Source organism: Thermosporothrix hazakensis, from assembly GCF_003253565.1.
Lineage (GTDB): Bacteria > Chloroflexota > Ktedonobacteria > Ktedonobacterales > Ktedonobacteraceae > Thermosporothrix > Thermosporothrix hazakensis.
This window is the reverse complement of sequence record NZ_QKUF01000040.1, coordinates 1-24,839: the sequence shown is the minus strand read 5'-3', so window position 1 is coordinate 24,839 and position 24,839 is coordinate 1. Positions and strand designations below refer to the sequence as shown.

Sequence of the window (24,839 nt, the reverse complement as noted above, 5' to 3'; positions counted from 1 at the left end):
CTATCCTCTCTTTCGGGTATATTGAAGTGCTTGCCGTCTGCGAGCGGCACGATGCTGACCAGTATGGGCCGCCTCATCAATCACCTGATCCTGACTCAGGAATGCGGCCAGACTGCGAATGGTGGGATATTCAAACAGGATCAGGACAGAGATCTCACGCCCGAGCTGGCGGCAGATCTGGCCCTGCGCCTGCACTAGCAAGAGCGAGTTTGCCCCTATCTCAAAAAAGTTTTGCTGCACCCCTATTTCCTCCCGCTGAAGCACAGCACAAAAAATGGCATGTAGCGTCTTTTCCAGCTCGTTTACGGGTGGCTCAGCGTTGTGGCGCGGCTCGGGTTGCTGTTTACAGGCAGGCGTCCATAGGACCTCTTCCTGTAGAAAAGGGAACTCGCTCTGTTGCCAGGACCGTTCGTCCTCGGCCAGGAGCGTTAACAGGCGGCAATAGCGGCTGAACAGCCGATCAAGCAAGCCCGGGGGAAAGGCAGCCTCAACAGTATCCCAGTTGAAGCAGAGCATTCCATCACGCTCGAATACCTGATGGTCCAGCGCCACTTGCGGTGTCTGACTGATGCTATACACCGTCTTGCCAAACGCTGTGAGAAGCTGCGAGGCATCACCACTGACACCCCCCTGATCGTAGATGCCACTTGAAAAGACAATGGGTACGATCATGGTTTCGCCTCTCAGCTTCCCGAGTTCGCGCAAAACCACCGTACCGGGAACAGCAGCATGTTCCAGATCGCGCCAGAGCCGCCGCTGAAGTAACCGCGCCCGTTCAAGAAAGGTTGCGCCCTGCCCATCAACCTCTATCAGCAACGTCGAGGTAAAATCTCCTATCAGCCGCTCAATCCCTGCGTATATGCTCGGTCGATTGAACAGCGTCAACGTCAGCAGAAAGTGCCGCCGCTTCATGCCGGCCATCAGCACTTCTGCAAAGGCAGCAAGCAGTAGCCCGGAAGGCGTCAACCCCTGCTGTGCCGCCAGACGCTTCAGCAGTTGCCAGCGTGACACTGCCAGTTCCTGCCGCTGCCTCTGAAACCGCGCTGGCCCCTCTACAGGCCGCAATGGCAGATCCAGCCCTGCTGGCAGGTGTTCCAGCCGCTCCATCCAGTAGGCATAGGCCTTGCGATAGCGCTCCTGCTCTTTTTGCCGTTCCAGATGCTCAACCCAATCGCGAAACAGAAAGCCGGCTTCTGGAAGCTCCGTCTCCGGTCGCTCGTAAAGCTCTCGAAGCTGCTGACAAAGGAGTAATGCGCTATAGGCATCACAGAAAAGCAGATCCAGCCCAAAATGCAGACGATACTGCTGATCAGTAAGTCGGGTCAGACAGAATGTGAAAAGCGGAGGGCGATGCGGATCAAGCACCTGATGCGAAAGACGCTCCCGGCGTATACGTAGCTGCTCCTCTACCTCTGCCGCCGACCTTCCGCGCAGATCAAGGACAGGAAGCTCATAAGGAGGTACCCGTTCTGCGACACATTGCTGACCATCCAGAGTCACAAACGCGCGCAACATATCATGATGTGCCACCAGCCGTCGAATAGCACGCTCAAGTCGCTTCGGATCCAGATTATAGGCATCAATTTCTGTGTAGTAATAAGGTGCGACTTTCCCATAGGCCCATGCACCCGTTCGTCCGAACAGATACGCCAGTTGCATATCAGTCAGCGGGAACGGCTCATAGCGTGCTTCCGGTCGAGATAAAAGAAGTCGTGGCTCAAGAAAAGCTATCAATTCCCGCTTCCAGCGCTGGATCTCTGCCCGCAAATCCGGCGTCATAGCACCCTTCGGAGCCCGAAAACGAAGCTCGCCATGCTGGACCCAGAGCTGAATAGCTCGTTGTTGCACTGTATGTAGCACATGATCCAGAGTCACAGACTTCCCTCCTCCCATGCATCTGGCACAACATCTTCGGTGTAGACAAACAGTGCATGCAGAAGCGGCGACTGATCAGGGAGTTCATCAGGCTCATCAACCCGCCAGCCAAGTTGTAAGGCCGTTCGTTGCATGCGCTCAGTCCAGCGCCCGACCTCCATCAATGCTCGGGTGGCATGATGAGCCTCGCTGGCAACAAAGTAAATCGCAAACGAGCAGTTACGTTGTGGTACATTTACTTTCTCTTGAAGCGGGTACAGAGCATGGGTGGTTGCATCATAGAGATAGCTTCCTGCGCAAATGCCATCCCCTGTATCCTCAGGGAGCGATATATGCAGTTGCACCGCTTCGGGCATCGCTTCACGCAGGAGCTGCCACCAGCGACTCAAGCCGCTTAATGACAGAGGAGCGGGATACACCTCCTCTGGCACATCCTGTAAGAGCGGAATACCGGGCTCACTTCTCACGGAAGAGCTGTGACTATTCGTCAGCCGTTCGACATATGTATGAGCCAGAGCCATCAGGCTGGGTGCTTCTACCAGTTCAATGATAGGGAGACGAAGCTGTAACTCATGTTCCAGAGCGTTCGCAACCTGTATCAGTTGCAGGGAGGTAGCCCCAAGTGCCAGAAAGCTACGCTCTGCATCAAAATGAGGCAGCTTCAGTGCCCGCCGAATGACCGCAAGGATACGCTCTGCTCCTGGAGCAGTTCGCGCTGAAATCCTCTTCGCCTCCATCTCTGACCCGGAAAAGGGATCAGGAAGCGCCTTCCGATCCAGCTTCCCGTTTGCAGTCACCGGCCAATGCTGGACGGCAACATACTGTAGCGGAAGCATATACTCCGGGAGGTACTGCCGTGCATGGGATTTCAGTTGTGCATGCACCTCTTCCCAGGGCCCCTCACTCTGGACATAGGCTACAAGCCGACGTTGCCCATCTCTTGTTTTTGGTGCATCAACAACGGCTTGAATAACCTCTGCATGGCGCTTGAGCACGGCTTCAATCTCTCCCAGTTCCACACGATGCCCTCTAAGCTTGATCTGATGATCGTCTCGTCCCAGAAACTCAATATAGCCTTCTCTGCGCCACACTCCCATATCACCTGTCCAGTAGAGGCGCTCCCCCGTCTCAGGATGCACAAGAAAGCGCTCTTGCGTTCGTGCCTCATCCTTCCAGTACCCGAGAGCTACCCCTGCACCACCAATATAGATGTGTCCCGGTACATCAACTGGACACGGTTCAAGCTGTTTGTTGAGAACCCACATATGCTGATTGCGCAGCGCCCGACCATAGGGAATGCTCTTCCAATCGGGGTGTACATCGGTAATTGGATAGGCAATCGACCAGATAGAGCCTTCAGTTGCACCACCCAGACTGATTATCTGCGCCTGTGGAGCTAACGCCCGCAAACGCTGCGGTAAACTTAATGCAATCCAGTCGCCGCTCAGGAGCACCAACCGCACACTTTGAAGTGCCCTTCTCACCTCTTCCGCCCGAATTTCTGCGTACATCAGCAGCATCTCCATCAAGGCGGGGGCACTGTTCCAGATCGTGACTCTGTGGCGCTGAATCAACTCAAGCCAGTGAGCAGGATCGCGCCGTAGCTCTGGTTCAGGCAGTACCAGCGCCCCACCCGCGCCAAGCAGGCCAAAGATGTCATACACCGATAGGTCAAAACTCAGGGAGGAGAGCGCAAATATCCGATCATCTGGCCCGACAGCAAAGCGCGTCGAGATGTCATGAATCGTATTGACTGCTCCCTCATGCGTAATCATCACGCCCTTTGGTGTCCCCGTTGAGCCAGACGTATAGATAATATAAGCAAGGTCCTGAGGCGTCCGCTCGTCAGGGAGCACGGGTACGCTCTCTGAAACCGGGAGCGTTTCCGTTGCCAGCACACGTATCCCTTCAGGCCATGAAAGGGCCGTCGCAAGCGTTTCTGTTGTCAGTACCGTTGAAATTTCTGCTTGCAGCAAAACCTGTTGCAGCCGGAGCGCGGGCCACTGCGCATCAAGCGGCACGTAGACAGCGCTTGCTGCGAGCACCGCCAGCGTTGAAGCGATCTGTTCCGGACCTGCGGGCAGTACAATTGCTACGAGGTCCCCGCTTTGCACGCCCTCCTGCCGAAGATGAGCCGCAAGCTGCCGGGCTCGTAGGGCCAGTTGGGTATAACTCACTGTTCCACGCATGGTATAAAGCGCGGGACGGTGGGGAAAGCGTTGCGCCTGCTCGAAAAAGGGCTGCTGTAGCACATGATGCGGGAGTACACCCTGTGTCTGGTTTGCCTGTTCTTGCAGCTCTCTATCATCGTCCGGGAGCAAAGGTAGTCGTTTCTGTTGCCAGTATGCCTCGTCATCCGCAAGAGCATTAAGTAAAGCACAATAGCAGGTAAACATTCGATCAAGGAAGCCCGGCGGAAAGACTTCTTCCTGCGCATCCCAGTGAAAGAAAAGCGCTCCATCACGCTCAAATACCTGATGATCCAGCACAACCTGGGGTGTCTGACTGATTGCGTAGATCTGCTCTCCGAGCCATTGGGTTGGGAAAGGACCATCAAGGAACTGGGGAGTATGCAGACCACTGGTAAAAACAATGGGAGTTGCAATTGTGAATAGATCATCACGCTGCTGCACCAGTTTTCGCTGCACGCTCACACCGCTAAAGCTGCTTTGCTCCAGATCTTGCCAGAGCTGACGGTTCACGATCCGGGCAAATGAAGCGAAGTCCTCCCTATTGGTTTCCACCGCCAGCAAACTGGTGGAAGTAAAGTCCCCGATAAGTTGTTCAAGATCAGGATGGACAGCCGGACGATGAAACAAGGTCACATTGAGCGTCAGGGCAGGACTGCGGCTCCAACGCTGAAGCAGTGCAGCAAAGGCCGCCAGCAACGTCGCCGATGGCGTAATCCCATACCCGGCGCTCAGGGCTTTTAAGCGTTGCCAGCGTTCCCGTTCCAGCACCGCGGCGCGTCGTGTAAAGTGTGGCTGCTCAACCGCCGAGAATGCCTTACAATATGGCAATTCAGGCCCGGGAGGAAGTGTGGCAATGCGCTCAGTCCAGTATGCCTCTGCCCGTTGATACCGCTCTGTCAGTCGCTCCTGCTCAAGAAAATGAACATAATCACGAAAAGTGATAGCCGCTGTTGGTAACATCAGATCTGGCTGTTGATAGAGCTGGCTCCACTGCCGCATCAGAAGAAAGAAGCTGGTCAGATCCAGAAAGAGTGCATCGAAACTCAGATGTACCCGGTAACGCTGCTCAGTGAGCCGGCTGAGTCGAATATCAAAACATGGCCACGCCTCCGTGATAAACTGCTGATGTGACATCTCATTACGAACACCCTGTAGCTGCTGCTCTTGTAGTGCCTCATCTCGCATGTCATATACGCGAAAGTGGTACAAAGGCACCTGCGTTTCCTTTAAAACGCGTTGCATCCCATCAGGTTGGATCACCGTTCGCAACATGTCGTGTTGTACAACAAGCCGATTCCAGGCATATTCAAGCCGCTCAATGTCCAGGCCTTCCCGTTCATACTCCTGATAAAAATGGGTTGCGACGTTGCCAAGCACAAAGCCCCGTTGCCGCCCGACCCAGTATGCTTGCTGAATCTCTGTCAGGGGAAAAGGTTCATAGCGCTGCTCGGGGTCGGCAGTCAGCAATGTGGCAACCTGATGGACTCTCTGCTCCTGCGCCACTCGCTCAACCAGAGTTTGGAGCGTTGTTTCCCCCAGAAAGAACAGCAGAGGGAGTTGCACCCCGAACTCCTGCCATATCAGGCTCTGAAGTTGAAGAGCGCTGATTGATTCCAGGCCCAGTTGTGTCAGCGGGAGGTCGGGGGAAAGCTGTTCCTCTGACACCTGGAGCAGAGAGGCAACACTGTATTGTATACTCTTCAGAATATCAATTGGCATTTCTTTCTCACATTCTTTTGCAAGGGATCGCCATGCGTCAGAGGACTCCTTACGCCATGCGATCCACTTGCAGTCTGTTCGCTACGCGCTGGCACAGGGTGAGGTATTGGAGACAAAGACCTTTCCCCATGTTTCCGGAGACACCAGGCCTACTGTATTCGCGGTAAAGCCCTGGATACAAGGCTTCAGCAAATAGACATTCATATATTGATAGACAGGAATAATGGCCGTATCCTCAAGCAACCTTTGCTCGGCGGTATGATATAGCCTCATCCGCTCCTCGATTTCTGTCGTCACGTCTGCCCGCTCAAGCATCTCCTGTACGTCCTGCTGCTGCTTTACAGTCGCGGAGAAGTTCGCGCCGTAGTTCATCGTATTGCCAGGCGCATGTTTCCCGAAGTAGGCCGTTGTTGCCTCACGAGGGTCCGCATAGGAGAGCGAGAGAAAAGCGGGCCACATCTGCAATCCCCGAGGATTATTGACGCTGGCTGCCACCTCTTTCAGATGCAAGCTACTATCCACGTTGTTGATCTTCACCGTCACACCAAGCACCTTCTGCCACATCTGCTGGGCAGCCGCGAACTCGTTCTGGTAATCGGGATAGCCACTGGTTGCCACTGTAAAGGTAATCTCCGGGAGGGAAGTTATTCCTGCTTCCTTCATCCCTTCCTGCAACAGCTTCTTTGCCTGCTGCTCATCTCCTCCAGTCTTAGATGGAACAGAGCCTGTCTCTTTGTCGTAGTCGGGCATTCCCTGCGGGACAATGTGATTGGTTGGTTGAACCGTTCCCTTATACACCTTTTCCGCTATCTGGGTTTTGTTCAGCGCCAGGGCAAACGCCTGCCTGATCTTGATGTTATCGAATGGCTTTGTCAGATAGTTGAGTGCATAATAGCGCGTCAACAGTTGCGGTTGCTGATGATACTGTTGTTGGGGTAGCGCTTTTGCCTGTTCGGTCTGAGCAGAAGGAACAAAGGTAAACGAGAGCTGCCCGGCTTCATATGCCTTATAGATCGTGCCCGGATTCTTATAAAAAGGAAGGAGAACCTTCTTCAGTTGTGGCTGTTCTCCGTAGTAACGAGGATCAGGCACCAACTCAACCTTCACCCCCTCTTCATACTGTGCCAGCCGAAAGGGGCCGATACCCGCCCCTTGCTGCACATGTTCTGCCCGACCAAAGGAATCAGAGCCATAGCGCTCGACAACCTTCTTCTGAAGTACAAAGGCACACATAGACGAAAGGGCATTCAGAAAAGAAGGCGTTTTTCGGTTCAGCTTGATGATAACCGTCTTCTCATCAGGCGTCAGCAAACTGTTCCCGATCAGCGTTTTCAGTTTTCCGCTTGTAAGCTGGTCGGCATCGCGAATCATGGAAAGAGTGCTCAGAGCCGTTGGCGACTTTGTGGCGGGTTGCAGCGCCCGATCAAGGCTATACACAACATCGTTGGAGGTCAGCGGGGCTCCATCGCTAAAGGTCACGCCATCCTTCAGCGTAAAGGTATAGCTCAGACCGTCATCGCTGACCTGAGCTGAAACGGCCAGTTGATTACGTACGCTTCCCTGTTCATCAAGAGTCACCAGACCGGTATAGATCATGCGCAAAGGATTGATCATCCAGATAGACTGCGTACGAGCAGGGTCAAACGTATCGACCTGAGAAGCTCCTGGGAGCGGGCTGATAAATATCTGCTTGTCATCGGGTGCTTTCCCCTGTGCCGTCGGTGATGAGCTGGCAGCCCCGCCACAGGCGGCCAGCAAGAGCACAAGGAAAAGCATAGTCAATAACATGCGTTCAAGCGTATGTCCTTTCATAAGGATTTGCTTTTTCCTTTCTAACAGTTACATGAAGCGATAGCCGGTTGCCTCGCTCTGTAAAATGGTATTGATGAACATACCAACCAGCGTCCCCTGAGACACGGCATGCGCCAGGATAGTGAAGTGCGTTGCCGCATCTCCTGCCGCGAAAATACCTGGGATGGAGGTTTGCCCGATCTCATCGACTTTGATAGATCCATGCTCCGTCAACTCACATCCAAGTTGCTCAACGAGGTTGCTGCGTTGATGCATATGAGCATGAAGCAGCATCGCCTTGCGCGTCAATACATCGCCATTTTTAAACACAATGCGCTCAAGTCTGCCATCGCTCCCCTCAAGTGCGGTTATTGGCTCCTCATAGAGGGGAATACCAGCACGTTCAAGGTGCTGATGCTCCTCGTCGTTAAGGTCTGCCGGCCCACCAGTGCAGAGAACAACATCTTTCGTCCACTGCAAAATCATCAGGGAGGCTGCCACCGCTACCGAACCGTGAGCATAGACGGCAAGCGGGAGATCCTGAACTTCCCATCCATGACAGTACGGGCAATGGATCACGCTTTTTCCCCAGAATTGCTGAACTCCCGGGATATCAGGCAGTTCGTCGACCATACCGGTGGCTAGAAGCACTTTTTTCGTAGTAATCTCCGATAGATCATCCAGCCGCACCTTGAAACCCTGCTCAAGCGGCGTAATCTCCTGTACCATGTTCTGTCGATATTCCACGCTCGTATAGGGGGTAAGCTGTTCCCTTCCAAGACGCAGCAGCTCAAGCGGCGCAATCCCATCACGAGATAACAGGTTGTGAGCAGCCGCTGCCGGGGTATTCCGTGGATTGCCAGCATCACAGACCAGAACCTTCCTGCGCGATCGGCCAAGCACCAGAGCCGCACTCAACCCGGCACTTCCACCTCCAACAATAATCACTTCATAGTCCATTGGTTTCATTCTCCATTTCAATGACGCAAATCTGATCAATTTGATGGCTGTGTACACCATCTCTATATTGATACAAAGTATCAACAAGGAGAGCATACCGAATTTTTCGCTTTCTGTCAACCAGGTACGAAAACAAAGGAATATTTCACCTCAACCACAAATACAGCCCTGTTCTATACCTGCGATCAAGCTACCTGGTCTCGGCTCGTCTGTGATTTCTAAAATAGATTGGTTGATGAACGTTTCGCTACCCGGAGTAAGTTGTTACACCATCTATGTCATTCTGCATCTTCTTTTTCTCGACAGATGTCGTTTTTTGTGAACAAGCGTAGCTCAGTTGTGCCTGGGGGCTTCTAAAGAACTATCACAAGCTGGACAATATACACCCATTTGCTCTGCTTTGTGTGGTAGGCAGAGAGCGAGCTACAGTGATCGATAAAAAAACAGTTTAGGAACAACGCCCTAAACTGTTTTGTCAACAGCCCCATAAGCTGCACGACTTTTTAGGCAAGGCCTCCTTCGATCATTCTTTTGAAGGCTCAAGAAGTTTCTTCTTTTTCATTCTCAGAAGGGAAGAAGAAGAGAAACATGCTTTACACAACCTTCGGCGTGGCACGCATGCCCATGTAGCAATAGGCTGAACCATCTGGAAGTTGAGTGAATACCACAGGTATCCAATCCTGACCAGCGCCTGCCCAGGCAAATACCGTCTCTGACACTGGCAGAAGGTCCATTTCAAACGATGCGGCGCCTTCATAGGCGAGATGTAATGTTCCTTTGCGCTCTGTGATGGTCATGATGTTTCCTTGACGCATGTAGGTGCCAACGAAGGGGGCAATGTTTACCGTAGGTGGGTGTGGTGATGGTCCAAAGGCGACATTCGGCATGCTCACACCAGCCAGTTTCTCAAACAGTTCTCGATACAGGAGCGAGTAGAGTTCGTCTGAACTGCCACCATTGGTTAACAAGGCAATGGCCATGCCTGCTTCAGGAACAACACGCAAGTATGCTTTCTGTCCAATAGTGGCACCATCGTGGCCAAATACTGAGATACCATCCCAGTCGTAGAGCATCCAACCCAGTCCCCACCCCACGTTCCCACTTGTCCATTTGTCGGGGGCTTCGGACTCAAAATGTCGCATCGCGGCAACAGCTTCAGCAGTTAAAATGTGGGTTCCGTCCTGTGCTCTCCCATCATCAAGATGCATTTGAGCAAAGTAAACGAGGTCCGCAGCCGTAGCACATAAAGCACTCCCGCTCGGACCGTATGAGCGCGGTAACAGGTTCCAAGATGGTGCCGGATCTGGATCTTGACTTTCTTCGCCCAGGTGCCCCATCGCTGCTCGAAACCGCAGCACCTCCTCGGGCAGCGTCACGGCGTGCTCTAGCCCTAGCGAAGTAAGCAACTGCTCTCTCAGCGCATTATCCCACATCTGGCCCATCAGAACCTCGATGATGCGGCCCAACACGTTGTATGCAAAGCTGCTGTACGAAGTTATCGCTCCGGGAGGGCTGTCTAGCCTCAACTCCTTACTGATCTCGATGTAACGGGCCAGACAATCATCACCGCGACCTGTATCAACGACAAAATCGCTCGTGAGACCGCTTGTATGGCTAAGTAGTTGACGAATTGTGCTCTTTTCGGAACCAGAGACGGGAAACTCTGGCAGCACATCTTTGATAGATGCGTCCAGAGCAAGTCGACCAGCATCGACAAGCTGCATCACCAGGGTAGCGGTATACACCTTACTGATTGAACCGAGCTGGAAGACCGAATCGGTGGTGGCTGCCACACCCGTTCCCCTATGGAGCAGCCCGCTGGCTACCTCATGGATTTTCCCATCCATAAGTACTGCCAGAGACGCCCCCGGAACGTGAGTGGCTCTCCGTAACTCATCCAGTCGCTTTTGCCAGTAATCATGATGAAAAGCCATAGCATACACTTCTTTCTTCTTGTTGAGGGGCAAAACATGTTTCCCTTCTCCCTCTTTAATGGGGAGAAGGGGGTGCCCTTTTCGCTAGGCTCATGATACAAGGGATTTGTAAACTGAGTTTAAACTGGACGATGTTCAAGAGAAGAACCCCACTCGCTGGAGTGAGGTTGCATTCTCAATGGAGACTCTTTTGTAATGCTACAACCCGTTTGGTAAAGAGAGAGTGAAGGTAGTACCTGCTCCCAGTTTGCTCTGAACTTCTATTGTCCCGCGATGCATTTCCACAATTTTTTCACAATTGAAAGGCCTAGACCACTGCCCTGGAGAGAGGGGGCGCACAATGGATCTGCCTTAAAAAAACGCTCAAAGATCAAACGCTGATCCTCCTCTGCGATACCGCTCCCTGTGTCAGCAATCTGAAATACGATAGTAGTGTCATGCTGCTGTACACGCACACTCACGCTGCCACCCTCCGGGGTGAATTTGATGCTGTTCTGAAGTAAGTTGATCCAGACCTGGCTCATCATATCTTCATCTGCTTTGATTTTGACCGCCTCTAGCGATATATCCATCGTGATGTTCTTTTCCGACCAATGTGGCTCACATGCCAGAATAATCCTTCGTATTTGTTTATCCAGGCGATAGACAGCTGGTTCAAACTTCATCGTATCGGCTTCCAGCGAGGCAAGTTTGAGCAGGTTATCGCTGAGCCTGGATAACCTCATGCTTTCTGTTTCAATGATAGAGAGATAGTGGGACCTCGTTTCATTGCTCAACTTACTGTTGCGCAAAGCCTGTGCAAAACCGCGAATGGATGTCAAAGGTGACTGGATTTCATGCGAGGCGTTGGAAATAAATTCCTGTCGCATCTTTTCTATCTTGCTTAATTCCAAAGCCATATCGTTGACGCTTTCTACCAGTTCGCCAAATGCCCCCAATTGTTCAGTATTCTTATCCATACGGATATGAAAATCCCCTCCTGCGATTTTCTGTTGAGCCTTGATAATGGACTCAAAAAGACCTGTGGTTTGCCGGTCGAACCGTAATCCAAGTTTGAGGAGAAGAGCCATCATCATCAAACCCAAGAGCGAAGTGATGACCTAAACAATGTAAGCAGAGGAAGATAGCCCTATCTTCGCAGAAATGAAAGAAATGAGAAAAAAAGCAGCTGAAAAGCAGCCGATGAAGAGCATCAGCGCAAGAACTATTCCAAGAACCTGGTGATATAGGAGGTTTGTTTTCATGTGCGTGCCTCGATACGGTAACCTAGTCCCCGGATAGTGGTAATGGCCAAAGCATGATGACGATCCGAAAAGCGTTCTCGCAACCGGTTGATGTGCATATCTAAAGTGCGTTCGTTTCCCTGATAGTCATATCCCCAGATGTCTTCAATCAATTGATCCCGCGAAAAGGTCTTCCCCGGATAACTTGCAAGCTGAAATAATAGCTCGAACTCCTTGAGAGGCAGCGTGATAGGTTCACCATCAAACATGACTTCATAGGTTTTTCGGTTCATGAACAACGCTCCCAGTTGCACGACTTGTGACGCATTAATGTGATAACGTTTCAAGAGCGCTTATACTCTGACAATCAGCTCCTGTTGATCAAACGGTTTGACGAGATAATCATCTGCTCCTAATCGAAACCCTTTGACTTTTTGGCTTGTTTCGCCATGCACTGTCAGCATAAGTAAAGGGATAACATACTGTTTTCTCAGTTCAGCGCATAATTCCCATCCATTCATAGTAGGCATCATGACATCGAGAATCACCATATCCACTTTGATTGCTTCAAGCTTTGATAAAGCTTCGGCCCCGTCGCAAGCTTCATAAACATCAAAATGCTCCTCACGTAGAGTTAGACTAACTAAATCACGTATATGCAGATCATCATCTACAATCAATATTTTAGACAAGATCAGCGCTCCTTCTTCTATCTTATACTGAATCCAAAAATACTATTACATGTATTTAAACAACATGTAAACAGCTTCCTTAAAAAGTCGATGTGCCTTTCTCACATGTGCGGTGTTTGTAGGAACAGAGCCTTAACCGTTCTTAGAAGATGAAGCTTTTGAGGACTGGAGCAGGAAGACGCTTTGATCGATTTTTGCGTGTGTCTTGGGTCAGGCTCTCCAGTGCGTTTCTCATGTGCGCGCCTTCCTGCTTTCCTCGCCATAGACATTGTGTGGCAATGGCTCAACTCGTATGGACAGTTGCTCAATGGTAGGCTGGCTGTAGATTCTCGTTGTATCAAGGGAGGTATGTCCCAGGAGGCTGGCAAGCCCCCACAATATCGCCGGGATGTTCTGCCAGATAGTTGCGTGCGAAGGTATGCCGCAATATATGCGCACTCTTTTGTGTTGGGACTAACCCGCGTGCCGCAGCATCGATCATCTGTCGCATCACCGAAGTTGTCAGGGTACCTTTTTTCTGGCTTTGCCGCAATGGAGTTGAAAGACAACCGGATGGATGATCTGGAAAGGCTCGTGCCACCACTTTCATTGTTGGATCACAGCTCAACCGAGGATCCAGATACTCGGCTAAAGTCTGACGTGCTGAGGCATTGAGCGGAATCATGCGAGCCTTGTTCCCTTTGCCCTGGCGGATCACCACCCGGATGCTGGCGTTCTCCCAATTTGAGGTCATCCAGCGTGAATGGGTTGCACTCATCCAAACGCATGCCCGTCTGTAAGAGCACCTGGACGGTGGCGTAGTTGCACAGGGACTCGCATGGGGTTCGAGCCTGGTCTAAGAGGGCAATGGCCTGGGCATCGTTGGGTCCCTTGCGAGACAACGTATCTTGCCGACCAACGAGTTTGAGACGTTTCGCAGGGTTGACCTCAGGATAGCACGCTTCAGTGAGCCAGGCGCAAAAGGCCCGTAAGGCACTGTGCTGCCCATTCACGGTACCGGTGGTCCGACGCTGGATGCGTTGGACATAATTGCGGTAACCGACCAGGGCAATGGGAGTCAAAGCAGCAAAGGTGAGTGACCGTTGTTTTTCGTGGGAATACCAGGAGAGAAAGCCTGCTACTGCACTTTTGTAACGACGAATAGTCCCTTTCGTGCAGTCACTGGCCTGTCACTCTTCCAGCCAGCGCGGTAAAACCTCTTCAGGAGACAGAGGAGGAAGCACCGTGGTGGTCATGTTTTTTACCTGTTTTTTCTAACGTTAGCAGTATAGCACAACGATAGGCCCGGAGGGTAAGTGAGTGAGAGAAACAGGCGAAAATGTGAGTTTTCACCTGTTTTTTGGTCTCCTCTGTATACTGATCAGTGAGTGATAACTCTACGTATATACACATGCAAGTATGATGATTATCTGTAGACGGAGATGATGAAGATGACATCCAAGTAATCGGGCTGTCTGGTTGCCAGGCTCAAAGCCCGTTGCCGCCCGACCCAGTATGCTTGCTGAATCTCTGTCAGGGGAAAAGGTTCATAGCGCTGCTCGGGATCGGCAGTCAGCAATGTGGCAACCTGATGGACTCTCTGCTCCTGCGCCACTCGCTCAACCAGAGTTTGGAGCGTTGTTTCCCCCAGAAAGAACAGCAGAGGGAGTTGCACCCCGAACTCCTGCCATATCAGGCTCTGAAGTTGAAGAGCGCTGATTGATTCCAGGCCCAGTTGTGTCAGCGGGGGGTCAGAGGAAAGTTTGTTCCTCGACGAACCTATGGCACCGTCCTGGTAGATCTAACCCGTTGCAAGGCCATCGATCTGCTCTCAGACCACAGAGCGGAAACGGCGAAAGCCTGGATGCAGGCACATCCAGAGACTGAACTTGTCAGTCGGGATCGTGGTGGAATTATGTCACAACAGCTAACCAGGGTACTCCCCAGACTGTTCAAACGGCATATCGCTTACACTGCTGTAAAATATTACATGAGCGGTAAAAAGGTGAGACCATGTTGTCGTGCAGAGACAGACCAGCGCCGCAGCAGAGATAATCTATCAACTCGTGCGGGAGTTTTTTCGTTTGGTACGCTCCCATCAAGGAATGCAAATCGATTCCTGGATAAGGAAGGTGGAAGCCTGCGGTATCCAGGAAATCCAGCGCTTCGCTACCGGCCTTGAGCGGGACAAAGCAGCTGTGTTGGATGAGCTAACACTCATTCACAGCAACGGGTAGGTAACGAGAATCAAACGGATTAAACACATGATGTTCGGGAGGGCGGGATTCATATTGCTGCGTCAACAGGTGCTCTATCATCGCGAATGGGGTGTCCACAATCGTGTAGAGGCAAGCTTTGTAGCTCGTCGCTTATCTTCGCTCTAATCCTTTTCCCTCCCCCTCTCACAATCATCTGATCGGGTGAAGGCAACTCACCCCCTGGCGCTTTATACTCCCTACAAATTCAACAAAAGGAGGCAAGTGCTAAACATTCGATGCTCCATTGGTATCAAAGAACAGCTGTATTCGTCCTGGCAAGGATGGTTTGAGGATCTTCAGACCCTTCCGCAGGTCTCTAGCACCACGATCTTGTATGGTTACAGTGACCGGCCCAGAAAGCCCCGTCCTTTGAAGGCGGGGATGAATGGGCCTTCCTTATGTTGGGTTGGGGCATCGGGGTACCGTGCCCTGTTGCCATGTACCCAGAATGGTGCTATCATAGCCACATGAAAGACGGTATCAAATCGCTCAACGTCCGGCTCCCTGCTCATCTGTTGGAACAGATACGAGAGGTAGCCAAACAGCATCATCGATCCTTGAATGGGGAAATCCTGACGGCAATAGAAGAGCATATCAAGAAACAGAAGAAAGGCTAGTAAAAGCGCGCATGTTGCTCTACGAGGACAAGGTGAGCGGGAGCAGGCAGCAAGACGCGGCGATTGATGAAGCCATCCGGATTGTCCAGTTCATCCGTAATAAGTCGTTGCGCTTGTGGATGGAGCAGCGTGGCACCTCCAAAAACGACGTGCAGACCAACTGCGCCGTGCTTGCCAAAGCGTACCCTTTCGCCTCTCGACTCAACTCCCAGGCCCGTCAAGCCTCTGCTTCTCGTGCCTGGTTCGCGATCTCCCGCTTCTATGAGCATTGCAAGAACAACCAGCCTGGCAAGAAGGGCTATCCCACGTTCCAACACCACAATCGAAGCGTCGAGTACAAAACCAGTGGGTGGAAGCTTGATGCTGATGGCCGACACAGCATCTTCACCGATGGCTGTGGCATAGGCCGTCTCAAATTAGTTGAGAACAAGCAGCAAAGCATCGAAACATTTCCCATCAAAGCGATCAAGCGGGTTCGTCTCGTCAGACGAGCAGATGGATACTCTGTCCAGTTTTGCCTCAAGACTGAGCGCAAAGTTGAGCATGTTCCAACGGGTCGGAAGATGGGAATTGATGTCGGACTGAAAGCGTATCTGACCGACTCTGAGGGCAATACGATTGAGAACCCCCGCCACTCCCGCAAAGCGGAAAAGAAGCTTGCGCGGCTGCAAAGACGCCTCTCTCGCAAACAGAAGCAGTCGGCGAACAGGAAGAAAGCCCGAAAAGCACTTGCTAAACAGCATCTGAAAGTCCAACGGCAGCGTGAGGATGTTGCCAGAACGGTGGCAAACGCGTCTGTCTCGTCTTGCGACCTGATTGCCTATGAAGACCTTCAGATACGGAACATGGTCAAGAACCACAAACTTGCGAAATCGATCCATGATGCCGGATGGGGCATCTTCCTTCAATGGGTGAAGCGCTACGCCTTGTTGCATGGCATTCCAGTGATTGCCGTTGCGCCCCATTTCACCAGCCAGAAATGTTCTGAATGCGGCACGATCGTCAAAAATCGCTCCGTGTTCGCACCCATGTTTGTACTGGCTGTGGAGTAGTACTTGATCGCGATCACAATGCCGCGTTGAATGTCCTGCATGAAGCACTCCAATACTCTCTAAACGGTACCGTGGGGCACACGGGAACCAGCACACCCGTGCGTGTGCAAAACGCTTCTGGACAGACCGCCTCTCCTCGCCGCTCCACAAGGGCGACAGGCAAGCGAGCTGGATGAAAGAAGAACCCCTGTCTTTTTAAGGCGAGGAGTGTCAGCTAAGGACGAGCTTGGAGCTTATGCTTGCGTATTGACAACAACGATGTACCACCATTCACCCTGTGCGAGCGGCTTGATCCGTTCCTCATAGGGACGCTGTGGCAACGAGTGAGGGCAACTATTCGTAAACAACGGACACGAGGTGCTCCCCGACTGGCCTCTGAGACAAAGAGCCGATTGAGTTGTGTGCAGAAGGGGAACGATCCTGCTTCTGGAAAATCGAGCCATTCTTCAGAAATGAGAGATGCAAATAGTAATTCTCTCTTGTACAGTTTCGTATCTTTTAAGCAAATAAAGAAATGATATGTGTCTATAACATCAAATGAAGTTATTGTTGTATATGCCTTCAGGGATGTGGATACTTCTAACCCGGCAGCCAGTGAGGTGGAGTATTATCGCGATCTAAAGAACTATGTTGCAGCCTATGCTTCGTTATTGAATTACTGTCAATACCGCACCAATTAGTCCCCCAGACATCTGATACAAACGCCTTAGAGGCCTATCTTCGTCTGGTCTCGTCGTTTCCGGGGTTCAACATGCAACAGCAGGGTACGATCACCACTTCGTTACAAGCCGCAGTGTGGAGGGAGTATGTTCGTTCACTGGTTGAGGTGTTAGAGAAGCCGGTGGGACCTCTTGGTCTACCAATCATCGAGCGGCTCACCGACCTTACAGACGTCATAAGTTCGCGCAACCAGGTCGCTGGTATCCTTTTCCTTCAGGTGATACAGAAACCCCGGGGCTCGAACAAAGTTACCTATGCAACCTCTCATGTACCGCTAGTTTTCTCTCGTGCAGCAGATGGAAAACTAGCGGTCAAGAGGGTCTCGTGATGTATATGAAATTTCAATTGAATTCTGGTTTTCTCATAGCACATGCCGAGAGTTTCGCCGAAATTCCAGTGAATAAGTGGTTGAAAGCCAACACCTCGATGGTTAAAGAACCGATTAGAACCTATTAAAGAGGTGAACTCAGAAGATGAGAGAAGCATCACAACAGTGCTTCTCTCATCTTCTGTCCCAGCGTAGGGAAATTTCTCAGCAAACGAAGGTTTTTGACACTCAGCAGTTTATATCGGTTTCTTGTCATGCAAGGCAAGACTATGCTCAAACGGGCTGTGATCGCAGGATTGCTTGGGGCTGCTCCCTTGTCGCTCTCGGCCTTCATCGAGTACATGCGGGAGCTGGCATTCTCTCAGGAACAGATCTCGCAACGCATGCAGCAAGGCGCTCGTGCATAGCTGAGCAAGCAGGCAGATGAGGGTAACAAGATGGCCTGTGCTCTTTTCTGCCTGGGTGCCTGTATTCCTCCACCCTGGCGGCTTGCAGGGGCTCATCAGTCACCTGGCCCTCTCTTGTCTCGGTTTTTCTTCCTGCTTGCTCGTTGGCTACGCACAGATGAAGCGAAACCCGTCACCTGCTGAAGGCGGTAAACCTATACACAACGCTTAGTTCGGTCGCCCCATGCCGGCTTTTGCTGACATGTTCGTCTCGGACCTTTTTCATTCATACTAACGTTTTACATAGGGATAATGCTCCAGAAGAAGACCCAGTAGCAGGTTCCCTCATATCCCTTCTGGATCCATTTATCTCTATAAAGACGCTTTACTGCTCTGCTATGGGAATTAGGATATGAGAATATCGAATCCAGTCCAGTAGAGCTTATTATGCCTCATCTTTGGTATATTCTTGATTCATGGCTGTTATTTGCGAGCCTTTCTGATAGAGTAGATATTTTTACATGAAATTACTCCTCCCCGTTTTCATTGTTATTCCTGAAGCGCAGGACATTATCTACATACAAATCAATAAGATGAAAGGCATATGGATACACTGTATATTGGTCTAGGCGTACAAATTGGACGCTGCTTGCTAACAGGAATGGACGGATATCAAAATGTTCTTTACCCAAATAGATATCGAAGTGTCGAATGAGATGCGCTCGCGGCTGATTCTGAGGCATCGATGTTGTCGCTCCAACCATATAGCAGTGGTTTTGATCATACCAGATACCTTTATATATCTGCTGGATATCATTACCTTTCGCGCTGGCGAACTTACCCAGCTTCTGGTAGTATAAAATGAGTTTACGACGATTATAGTTACCCTTTTCATCTGGTGGGATATCAAAGATCTGGCCTATTCGCTCCATGCGCTCTCCGTGCGTTAGTTCTTGATAAGAAATGTATAGATGAGTTTGGTGTATCTCTTCCAAAAATTCGTCATACTGTTCAAGTCGGCGATAGAACTCCAATGCTTTTATCTCTGCTTCCTCAATAGGTTTTTGTTCACCGTTTAGCAATCCTTTGCTAACCAGGTCTTGATAAGAGGCCATCTTCTTTGATCGTAAACGTTCATAGTATGGAGCTAGTTTAAAATCGTGAACAGGAAAGCGTTTTTCAAGCTCAGCCTGCCGTTTTGTAATTTCGTCATAGTTATACAAAACTCGCTCATTTAGGCCTTCAAGTTCTACAAAAATCCCGGGACCAATGATAACATCGTAGTGTGTAAGATGTTTGACAGTTTCACCGTCTTTTAACTTGTGATATTTTTGCAGCATCTGTTTATACATCTCTTCCCAGCATATACCAAATTGCTGAAGCAGCTCATCACGTTGGTCAGGACCATCTGGTTCATCCAAACAAATAAATCGTAGCTCCTCTTTATCGATGTATAGAAGAGTTTCATGACTGTTCTCTTTTCGAATAAAGATATAGCCTGTAGGAATAAGTGGCAAGCACTTCTGAACGTTTCGTTGATTGAGAATGACATCTTTGAGATAGAGCTGAGAAAGAGCCATTTCAATTTTTTGCTTGAAGAGTTTTAGTTGCTCCTTATCTTTGGGAAGAAGAGGGTATTTGAAATAGGTGGCTTTCGCTCCTTCATCATCATTCAGATTAACGTTGAAGGATTGTTTGGGTATATATGGGTACTGCTCATAGAGAGTAAGATATGGATCATTAAAATGCCCATAAAGGACTCCATCTTCTTCGAAGTCTTCCTTACGGCAATCTTGTATGACTAGCACAGCGCCATCTTGAAGAGTATCAAAACTATCGAGAGGACGAAAGCGCAAATCAGGCCGAAGTTCTGAAAGTAGATCGATATAGGCCTGAAGGGAATGAGTTGGCTGTAAGCGGTTATCGTAGACGTAAATTGTTTGCAACAAAGCGAGAGGTAGCTGATCCAGACCTTTAGGTGGAGTAAAAGGCTGAAAGAGCCGTTCTTTTGAGGTGGCTATAATCCCGTATTTAGCGAGGTAAGCAGTATACCCTCGAATAAAATCATAAAGTATTTTGCCTATGCATTCATCGATACGGCGTAGATCGTGATATAGCAAGGTCGTTCGGTGCCCTTTTGTGGGGCGGATCTCGTATATTTCTTTTTTAGGATGGTTGGATAAATCCGGCGTCCTCAGATGTACAAAGGAAACTTGCCCTTCTTTAAGAATTCGCTGACCGAAATAAGCATGTGATGCCCTGTTAGGCTCTTGAACACGCCGAAATGGTGTTGCATGACCAACAACCTTAAATTCCTGAACTAAGTCTTGTTCCTGGTTACGGACGTCACCTACAAGATCAATCCTCAAGCAAATGTGATTGTTTTTACTGCGCTTTGCGTAAATGTAACATGCATCTTGTCCCACAAAGCTTTCGTTCTGTTCTCCACGTGTATAGGCAATCTGAAGTAGTTTGAGTAGTATATGAAACTCAAGCTGTTTAAATGCGATGCTGCGTTGTTTCAAGGGAGCATTTGATAGGAATGGAATAGTGATCAGCGGGGGAGCAATATTATGAGGGATAAGGGCATAGACAACCCATTTCTGATTACCATCCAAGCGATCAAATTTGTATGTTTTATATGGATAGTCTAGCCTGTCCCGTAAGCAATTGTGCATTTGTCCGTAATCATTGCTATTCTTGCGATGTCCTAAATGTTTGGGGAGTTCATAACGAACGAGCTGAAAATGCGCCTCCAAGAGATGAAAATCTGTTGGTCGCTGAGCGATCAGTGTAGTTGTTTGTGTTCTCTGAAAATTGGTCATCGTTAGGCCTCCATTTGCTTTATTTCGGATAGGAAACGGGTAAATGCGGGTTGATATTCGTTAGGTTGGTTCCGTTGTATTGCTCCTTGAATAACGACGATAGCTGCGTCGCTGAAGCGGTGTACTTGACGAAATTGATGATCATAGAAACCGAAGGGCAGATCCCTGGCACTGATAAGATTTAAATAGATTATCTTTCCTGCTTGTCCATGAAACAGAGATATTCGTTGCAACTTTCTTAGAGCATTTTCCTTAAAGTGTCTTTCATTCAATTTTGGATGCCATGCAGGATCATTTTCAGAAAGTGAAAAACGCTCTAAGGTAAACTCATTATAATTCTTGCAGTCAATATACCAGGGGACACCTTTTATTTTTGAATCAGCTATCTCAAATAGTGCGTCAGGAACACTCTCTAGTTGAATATGCTTATCGCGAAGGATAGCAGTGATCGCTTCTTCACCGACCGCCCCTGTAAGAATTGCTTGGTAACAATAAGGGGTGAAGAAGTGTTGTGTACTGTGATCAAACACAAGTTCATATCCATGACTTAAAAAGTAGTTGCAAATCACTGTATTTTCTTTAATAACCCTATAGAGGTCATTCATGTTCCAGCATGTGGTATCCGCTTGTTTAAGGCGAGCAGGAATGATCTCCCTCTGTGGGTTGATATGTAACACCCCCTTTGAATAGAATGGTGACTCCATTACGCAGAAATACTTTTTAAGTAGTGTATCACTAAAATGATGCTTTAATGTAGCTTGTCTGAGTTGCTCCCAGAGATGGCGGGCTTCGTTATCGCAATTCCCTCTCCGTAAACCTTCCAACCGAGCAAGTAAACGGTGTACTGCATCTTGGCAGCGTTGATTTGCTGTAACCAACCGAGCGTCTCTTTGGCGCCATGACTCACGCTCTCGTCGGGAAAGGTCTTCCCTGACTTGAGCAAAAATTTGCTGTAAGTTATCAGAAAACATAGATTCACGCTCATTGTGGCGATCATCAAAGCGTTCAGAACAAAATGCTTGAAAGCAGGCATAGACATCTTCACTAAAAAAGACTGTTTGATCTGGCATTTTACTCCAAACGCGTTCTATACGTCCTAGTGCTTGTATAAAAGTCGCTATGTTATTTATCAATGCATCATCAGCCGTGGAAGGATCATTTTGGTAGCGGTTGCTCCAATCATTTGGTTCGTTCAATGAGCTTAGAACCTGAATAAATCGGTGCTCTGAAATTGCTTTACCTGAAAAAAGTTTTGCTTGATACCAGATATTTTCTTTAATTGCTGCTACTCTTTCTTCAGGCGTCATATTTTCATCCAATTTGCGGAAGTAAAAGTAAGGCTTTTCTAATAAGCCAATACGAGTAAAATCTTGCTTCTCTGTCTTCCCTTCACTTATCGAGTATTGCAGATTTACACCGTTACCAGCTGATAGATATTGTGTAACAACTATTACAGGCTTATTCTGCCAGAATAACTTATCGAAGCTGTTTTGTAATCCTTGCTCTTGTCGGACTTTATTGCCCATTTCTGCATTATAGAATACCACAAGGAAAGATTTTCTCTTGAACTCTATCTCATAGGTATCAAAACATGAGTTGCCTTCATGTTTTTCGATCAAGAAGAGATTTCCTTCCGGTCGAGGATAACGATCAAAAATCAACTTTATTTGTCGAAATGTATTGAAGAAAAGGAGTGTAGTATCATGTTCTGGTGTTGGCAAGGAATATTCACATAGCCACAGAAGTGTAGCAAAAAAGAGTTGTGTTCGACGCTTTAAATGTCCTGAGGAAGTGTCGTCTCCAAAATCGTCGTGTTTGGCTACAGCAGATAGAAATTGATCAAGTGCGTGCTGATAGGGATCATTAAGATCTAAACCTTCTAAAATGACATTTTTTATTTTGTTATTTCTTTTCCGTTTTTTCTCCAGATGCAAGCTACGAATGATATTCTTTTGATTTTCATTGATTGGGATCAGGGCTTGTTGACGTTCAAGCCAGTCGATATGAAAGTGATGCACAAGCCGAGAAATATCGGCAGTTGCAGAGAGTCCAAAGACGAGATTATCCCGAATAAGGGAAGAAAGGATTCTTTCAGGCGTAAGATACATACTGTAGTATCGGACTTCGACTTCTTCATGATCGGTTTGCTGTTGTAAGTCTTTAATATTGTAGAGGCTATAGCCGGTTTCTAGCAGCGCTTGGAGCTGTGTTTGTTGTAGCTTGTCAACACGAACATAGTGAGTGATTTGCTTTACCTGATCAAGAAAAACGGTTTCTTGGAAGCATTGGCGTAGTATTTCTTGGTAGATAATTTCATTCTCTCGTTCAAGTTCCTTCAAAAGGGTAAGGATAAGGGCACAAACAGAGCTGACAGTATCAAAAAGGCGTGGAGCTGGTCTTATTTGTGTGTCATTGAGAGCTTGGGCATCTGCTTTTGAGAGTATCTCAAAAGAACGTTTTGTTTGTTTTAAAAAGAGTAAATCGGTGCTTATAATATGACGTGTGCGAAAAATAGTAGAAACTTTTTTCTGCATAGTGCTAGTAAATTGATAAATCTCTGGAAACGCTAATCCCTCCTTCTGCAATTTTTTCAAGAGAGCTAAGATATCTAGAATACGATTACGTACATTTTGAGAGAAAGGGTAGGTTTCGAGTGGTATTTTATGCTTCTCCATTGCACTATAGAAGCGTTCTATAAAGTGAAATGGATTACCAATCTGTGCTGAGCGGCAAATCAAGCTCACTAAATCATGTTCTAGAAAGTCAAATTCGTCCAAGAAGATAATATAGCCGCCGTCTAGATGTTGTAATCGAGTAAGGTTGAGAGTTCGTTTTCCATCGAAAAAACCGTAATATGCTTTTTGTAGTGTGACTAGTAGAATCCTTACCTCTTTTCTTCTTTTAAAAGCGATATAGGGAAAAAGGTATTGAATAACAGGATGATCAAGAAGTTTCTCGTAGATTTTAATATTGCCTTTATGATAATATGTCAGAAGGATAAACTTAAAACTACCCAATATTTGACGTGCAAGGTATTCTGCATGGCTTTCTATGAATCTATGGATATGCAGTTTTTCCTTAATCAACTCTTTGAGATCCTGACAATGTCGCTGTATGTCCGCTATATCAAAACGAATAATACTGTTTTCTTGGGCTATATTTCGAGCAGCCTGAGTGATCATTGGATCATTTAGAAACTCATATAACTCATCCTGGTGCTTTTCTAACGTTTGTACAACTACATCTAAGTCGCGACGGAGATAAATATAGGATGATGAGTCAAGTTCTTGTGCCATTTCCTCTAAAAGTTGTGTACGGTTAGCGCAATATATAAACTTTCGGTCTTGGTACTTAGGAATTGTTACTACTTTTCGAATCGCACTGGTTTTGCCTATACCTGTTCCACCCAAGACAAATTGAAAGCCTCTTTGGTAATTATCAATAGTTTGACCATAATAATCTGCGTAATCTGCCATTATTTTACTCCTTCGCTCCGAATAAAGTAGGGAAGTAAACAATCAAGTCCTGCTTTAGCAAGCGAACGTTTGCAATTTAGCGGGAACTGCTTCAGTAGCTTTCCCTTCGTTACTAATCTTAGCTTTCTTTTTGACTATGTAAAATTCGGTAAATACATATGACTAAAGGCAATATTCATTTTCTTTTTAGGCGGGAGAAGCTGGCAAAGATTTGAATGCTATGTATATTTATTTCCTTTTTTAAGTATATAGAATGTATAGCCTACACGAGAATATGGGATGAGACCAGATCATGGAGCTGACTCAGCGGGTTCTCGTTGCTCTGGCGAGGCACATCCTCCAGCTTGCGGGAGATACTGGCAAGGGGTTTTTGCCAGGCATGCACCTCTGCATGGATACCTGCACGTTTCATCTCTTCCTGTAAGGTGCGACAGACATCACTGATGTAGGGTAGACGCCATTTGATCTCCTCCTCCACCTCACGAGCGAGCCGCTGATATTTCTCCGGCTCAAGGGAGCAAAAGGCTGGGTTTTCCAGTTCTGCCTGCACCAGCATCATGCCCATGCGCCGGGCCAGGGGCACATAGATTTCTCAGGCCTCGCTTGCTGTCCTCTGCTGCTGGTGCGGTTTCATGACACGCAGGGTACGCATGTTATGCAAGCGATCCGCGATCTTTAAGACCGCTACCCGTGGATCTTTCATCATCGCGATCAGCATTTTCCGAATCGCTTCTTTTCTCTGGTGCTGTTTGTTGGAACCTGTTGGGAGGAATGTGGTTCCTGAATGTGTCTGGTGTCCCCGTGGCGTGACC

16 protein-coding genes and 2 pseudogenes are annotated in these 24,839 nt (G+C 48.7%); 3 read left to right on the top strand and 15 right to left on the bottom strand.

The annotated features are described in order from the left end of the window. From EI42_RS28725 to EI42_RS28680, 10 genes and pseudogenes are all read right to left on the bottom strand, one after another. A complete protein-coding gene (locus tag EI42_RS28725) occupies positions 1 to 1,875 on the bottom strand; it encodes a condensation domain-containing protein (RefSeq protein ID WP_170142986.1) in 1,875 nt (624 codons plus the stop codon). After that, the gene (locus tag EI42_RS28720) at positions 1,872 to 5,786 is read right to left on the bottom strand and encodes a non-ribosomal peptide synthetase (protein ID WP_111326077.1); all 3,915 of its coding nucleotides are present in this window, start codon (positions 5,784 to 5,786) and stop codon (positions 1,872 to 1,874) included. Before EI42_RS28720 ends, EI42_RS28725 begins: the two co-directional genes overlap by 4 nt. Before the next feature lie 81 nt (positions 5,787 to 5,867). Beyond that, positions 5,868 to 7,598 carry a peptide ABC transporter substrate-binding protein gene (locus EI42_RS28715; RefSeq protein WP_111326076.1) on the bottom strand — a complete coding sequence of 577 codons (1,731 nt, stop codon included), beginning with the start codon at positions 7,596 to 7,598 and terminating at the stop codon, positions 5,868 to 5,870. A gap of 27 nt (positions 7,599 to 7,625) precedes the next feature. Next, complete coding sequence (locus EI42_RS28710) at positions 7,626 to 8,537, bottom strand: NAD(P)/FAD-dependent oxidoreductase (RefSeq protein ID WP_170142985.1); 912 nt, start codon at positions 8,535 to 8,537, stop codon at positions 7,626 to 7,628. A 593-nt stretch (positions 8,538 to 9,130) separates the two neighbouring features. After that, positions 9,131 to 10,471 carry a serine hydrolase domain-containing protein gene (locus tag EI42_RS28705; protein WP_111326074.1) on the bottom strand — a complete coding sequence of 447 codons (1,341 nt, stop codon included), beginning with the start codon at positions 10,469 to 10,471 and terminating at the stop codon, positions 9,131 to 9,133. A 260-nt stretch (positions 10,472 to 10,731) separates the two neighbouring features. After that, the gene (locus EI42_RS28700; RefSeq protein ID WP_211326392.1) at positions 10,732 to 11,430 is read right to left on the bottom strand and encodes a sensor histidine kinase; all 699 of its coding nucleotides are present in this window, start codon (positions 11,428 to 11,430) and stop codon (positions 10,732 to 10,734) included. Between the two features lie 281 nt (positions 11,431 to 11,711). After that, positions 11,712 to 12,389: pseudogene (locus EI42_RS34745) on the bottom strand (response regulator transcription factor). A 334-nt stretch (positions 12,390 to 12,723) separates the two neighbouring features. Beyond that, the gene (locus tag EI42_RS28690) at positions 12,724 to 13,083 is read right to left on the bottom strand and encodes a tyrosine-type recombinase/integrase (RefSeq protein WP_249033488.1); all 360 of its coding nucleotides are present in this window, start codon (positions 13,081 to 13,083) and stop codon (positions 12,724 to 12,726) included. Further along, a complete protein-coding gene (locus EI42_RS34060; protein ID WP_111326072.1) occupies positions 12,983 to 13,447 on the bottom strand; it encodes a site-specific integrase in 465 nt (154 codons plus the stop codon). Before EI42_RS34060 ends, EI42_RS28690 begins: the two co-directional genes overlap by 101 nt. A gap of 344 nt (positions 13,448 to 13,791) precedes the next feature. After that, positions 13,792 to 14,148 carry an acyl carrier protein gene (locus EI42_RS28680; protein ID WP_346268207.1) on the bottom strand — a complete coding sequence of 119 codons (357 nt, stop codon included), beginning with the start codon at positions 14,146 to 14,148 and terminating at the stop codon, positions 13,792 to 13,794. 873 nt (positions 14,149 to 15,021) lie between these two features. Here EI42_RS28680 and EI42_RS35030 point away from each other — a divergent pair. Both EI42_RS35030 and EI42_RS28665 read left to right on the top strand, forming a co-directional pair. After that, on the top strand, positions 15,022 to 15,240 hold the full coding sequence (locus EI42_RS35030) for an Arc family DNA-binding protein (RefSeq protein WP_111326069.1): 219 nt from the start codon (positions 15,022 to 15,024) through the stop codon (positions 15,238 to 15,240). Positions 15,241 to 15,251: 11 nt separating this feature from the next. Continuing rightward, positions 15,252 to 16,468 (top strand): annotated as a pseudogene (locus EI42_RS28665) (RNA-guided endonuclease InsQ/TnpB family protein). 680 nt (positions 16,469 to 17,148) lie between these two features. On the opposite strand, the gene EI42_RS34545 reads toward EI42_RS28665, so the two are convergent. Continuing rightward, entirely contained in the window at positions 17,149 to 17,280 is a 132-nt protein-coding gene (locus EI42_RS34545) for a hypothetical protein (protein ID WP_282957339.1), read from the bottom strand. Positions 17,281 to 17,609: 329 nt separating this feature from the next. Here EI42_RS34545 and EI42_RS32890 point away from each other — a divergent pair, with 329 nt between their 5' ends. Continuing rightward, positions 17,610 to 17,747, top strand: a complete 138-nt coding sequence (locus EI42_RS32890; RefSeq protein WP_170142983.1) for a hypothetical protein — start codon at positions 17,610 to 17,612, stop codon at positions 17,745 to 17,747. A gap of 506 nt (positions 17,748 to 18,253) precedes the next feature. Here the strand turns inward: EI42_RS32890 and EI42_RS28655 are convergent. The 4 genes from EI42_RS28655 to EI42_RS28640 form a co-directional block, all read right to left on the bottom strand. Beyond that, entirely contained in the window at positions 18,254 to 20,551 is a 2,298-nt protein-coding gene (locus tag EI42_RS28655; protein ID WP_111326067.1) for a hypothetical protein, read from the bottom strand. 2 nt (positions 20,552 to 20,553) lie between these two features. After that, positions 20,554 to 24,027, bottom strand: a complete 3,474-nt coding sequence (locus EI42_RS28650) for a hypothetical protein (protein WP_111326066.1) — start codon at positions 24,025 to 24,027, stop codon at positions 20,554 to 20,556. A gap of 262 nt (positions 24,028 to 24,289) precedes the next feature. Continuing rightward, positions 24,290 to 24,610, bottom strand: coding sequence for a bifunctional (p)ppGpp synthetase/guanosine-3',5'-bis(diphosphate) 3'-pyrophosphohydrolase (locus EI42_RS28645; RefSeq protein WP_137686324.1), 321 nt, complete (start codon positions 24,608 to 24,610; stop codon positions 24,290 to 24,292). Between the two features lie 9 nt (positions 24,611 to 24,619). Further along, positions 24,620 to 24,839 (bottom strand): HD domain-containing protein (locus EI42_RS28640; protein WP_146505446.1); only part of this gene is annotated, 220 nt, incomplete at its 5' end.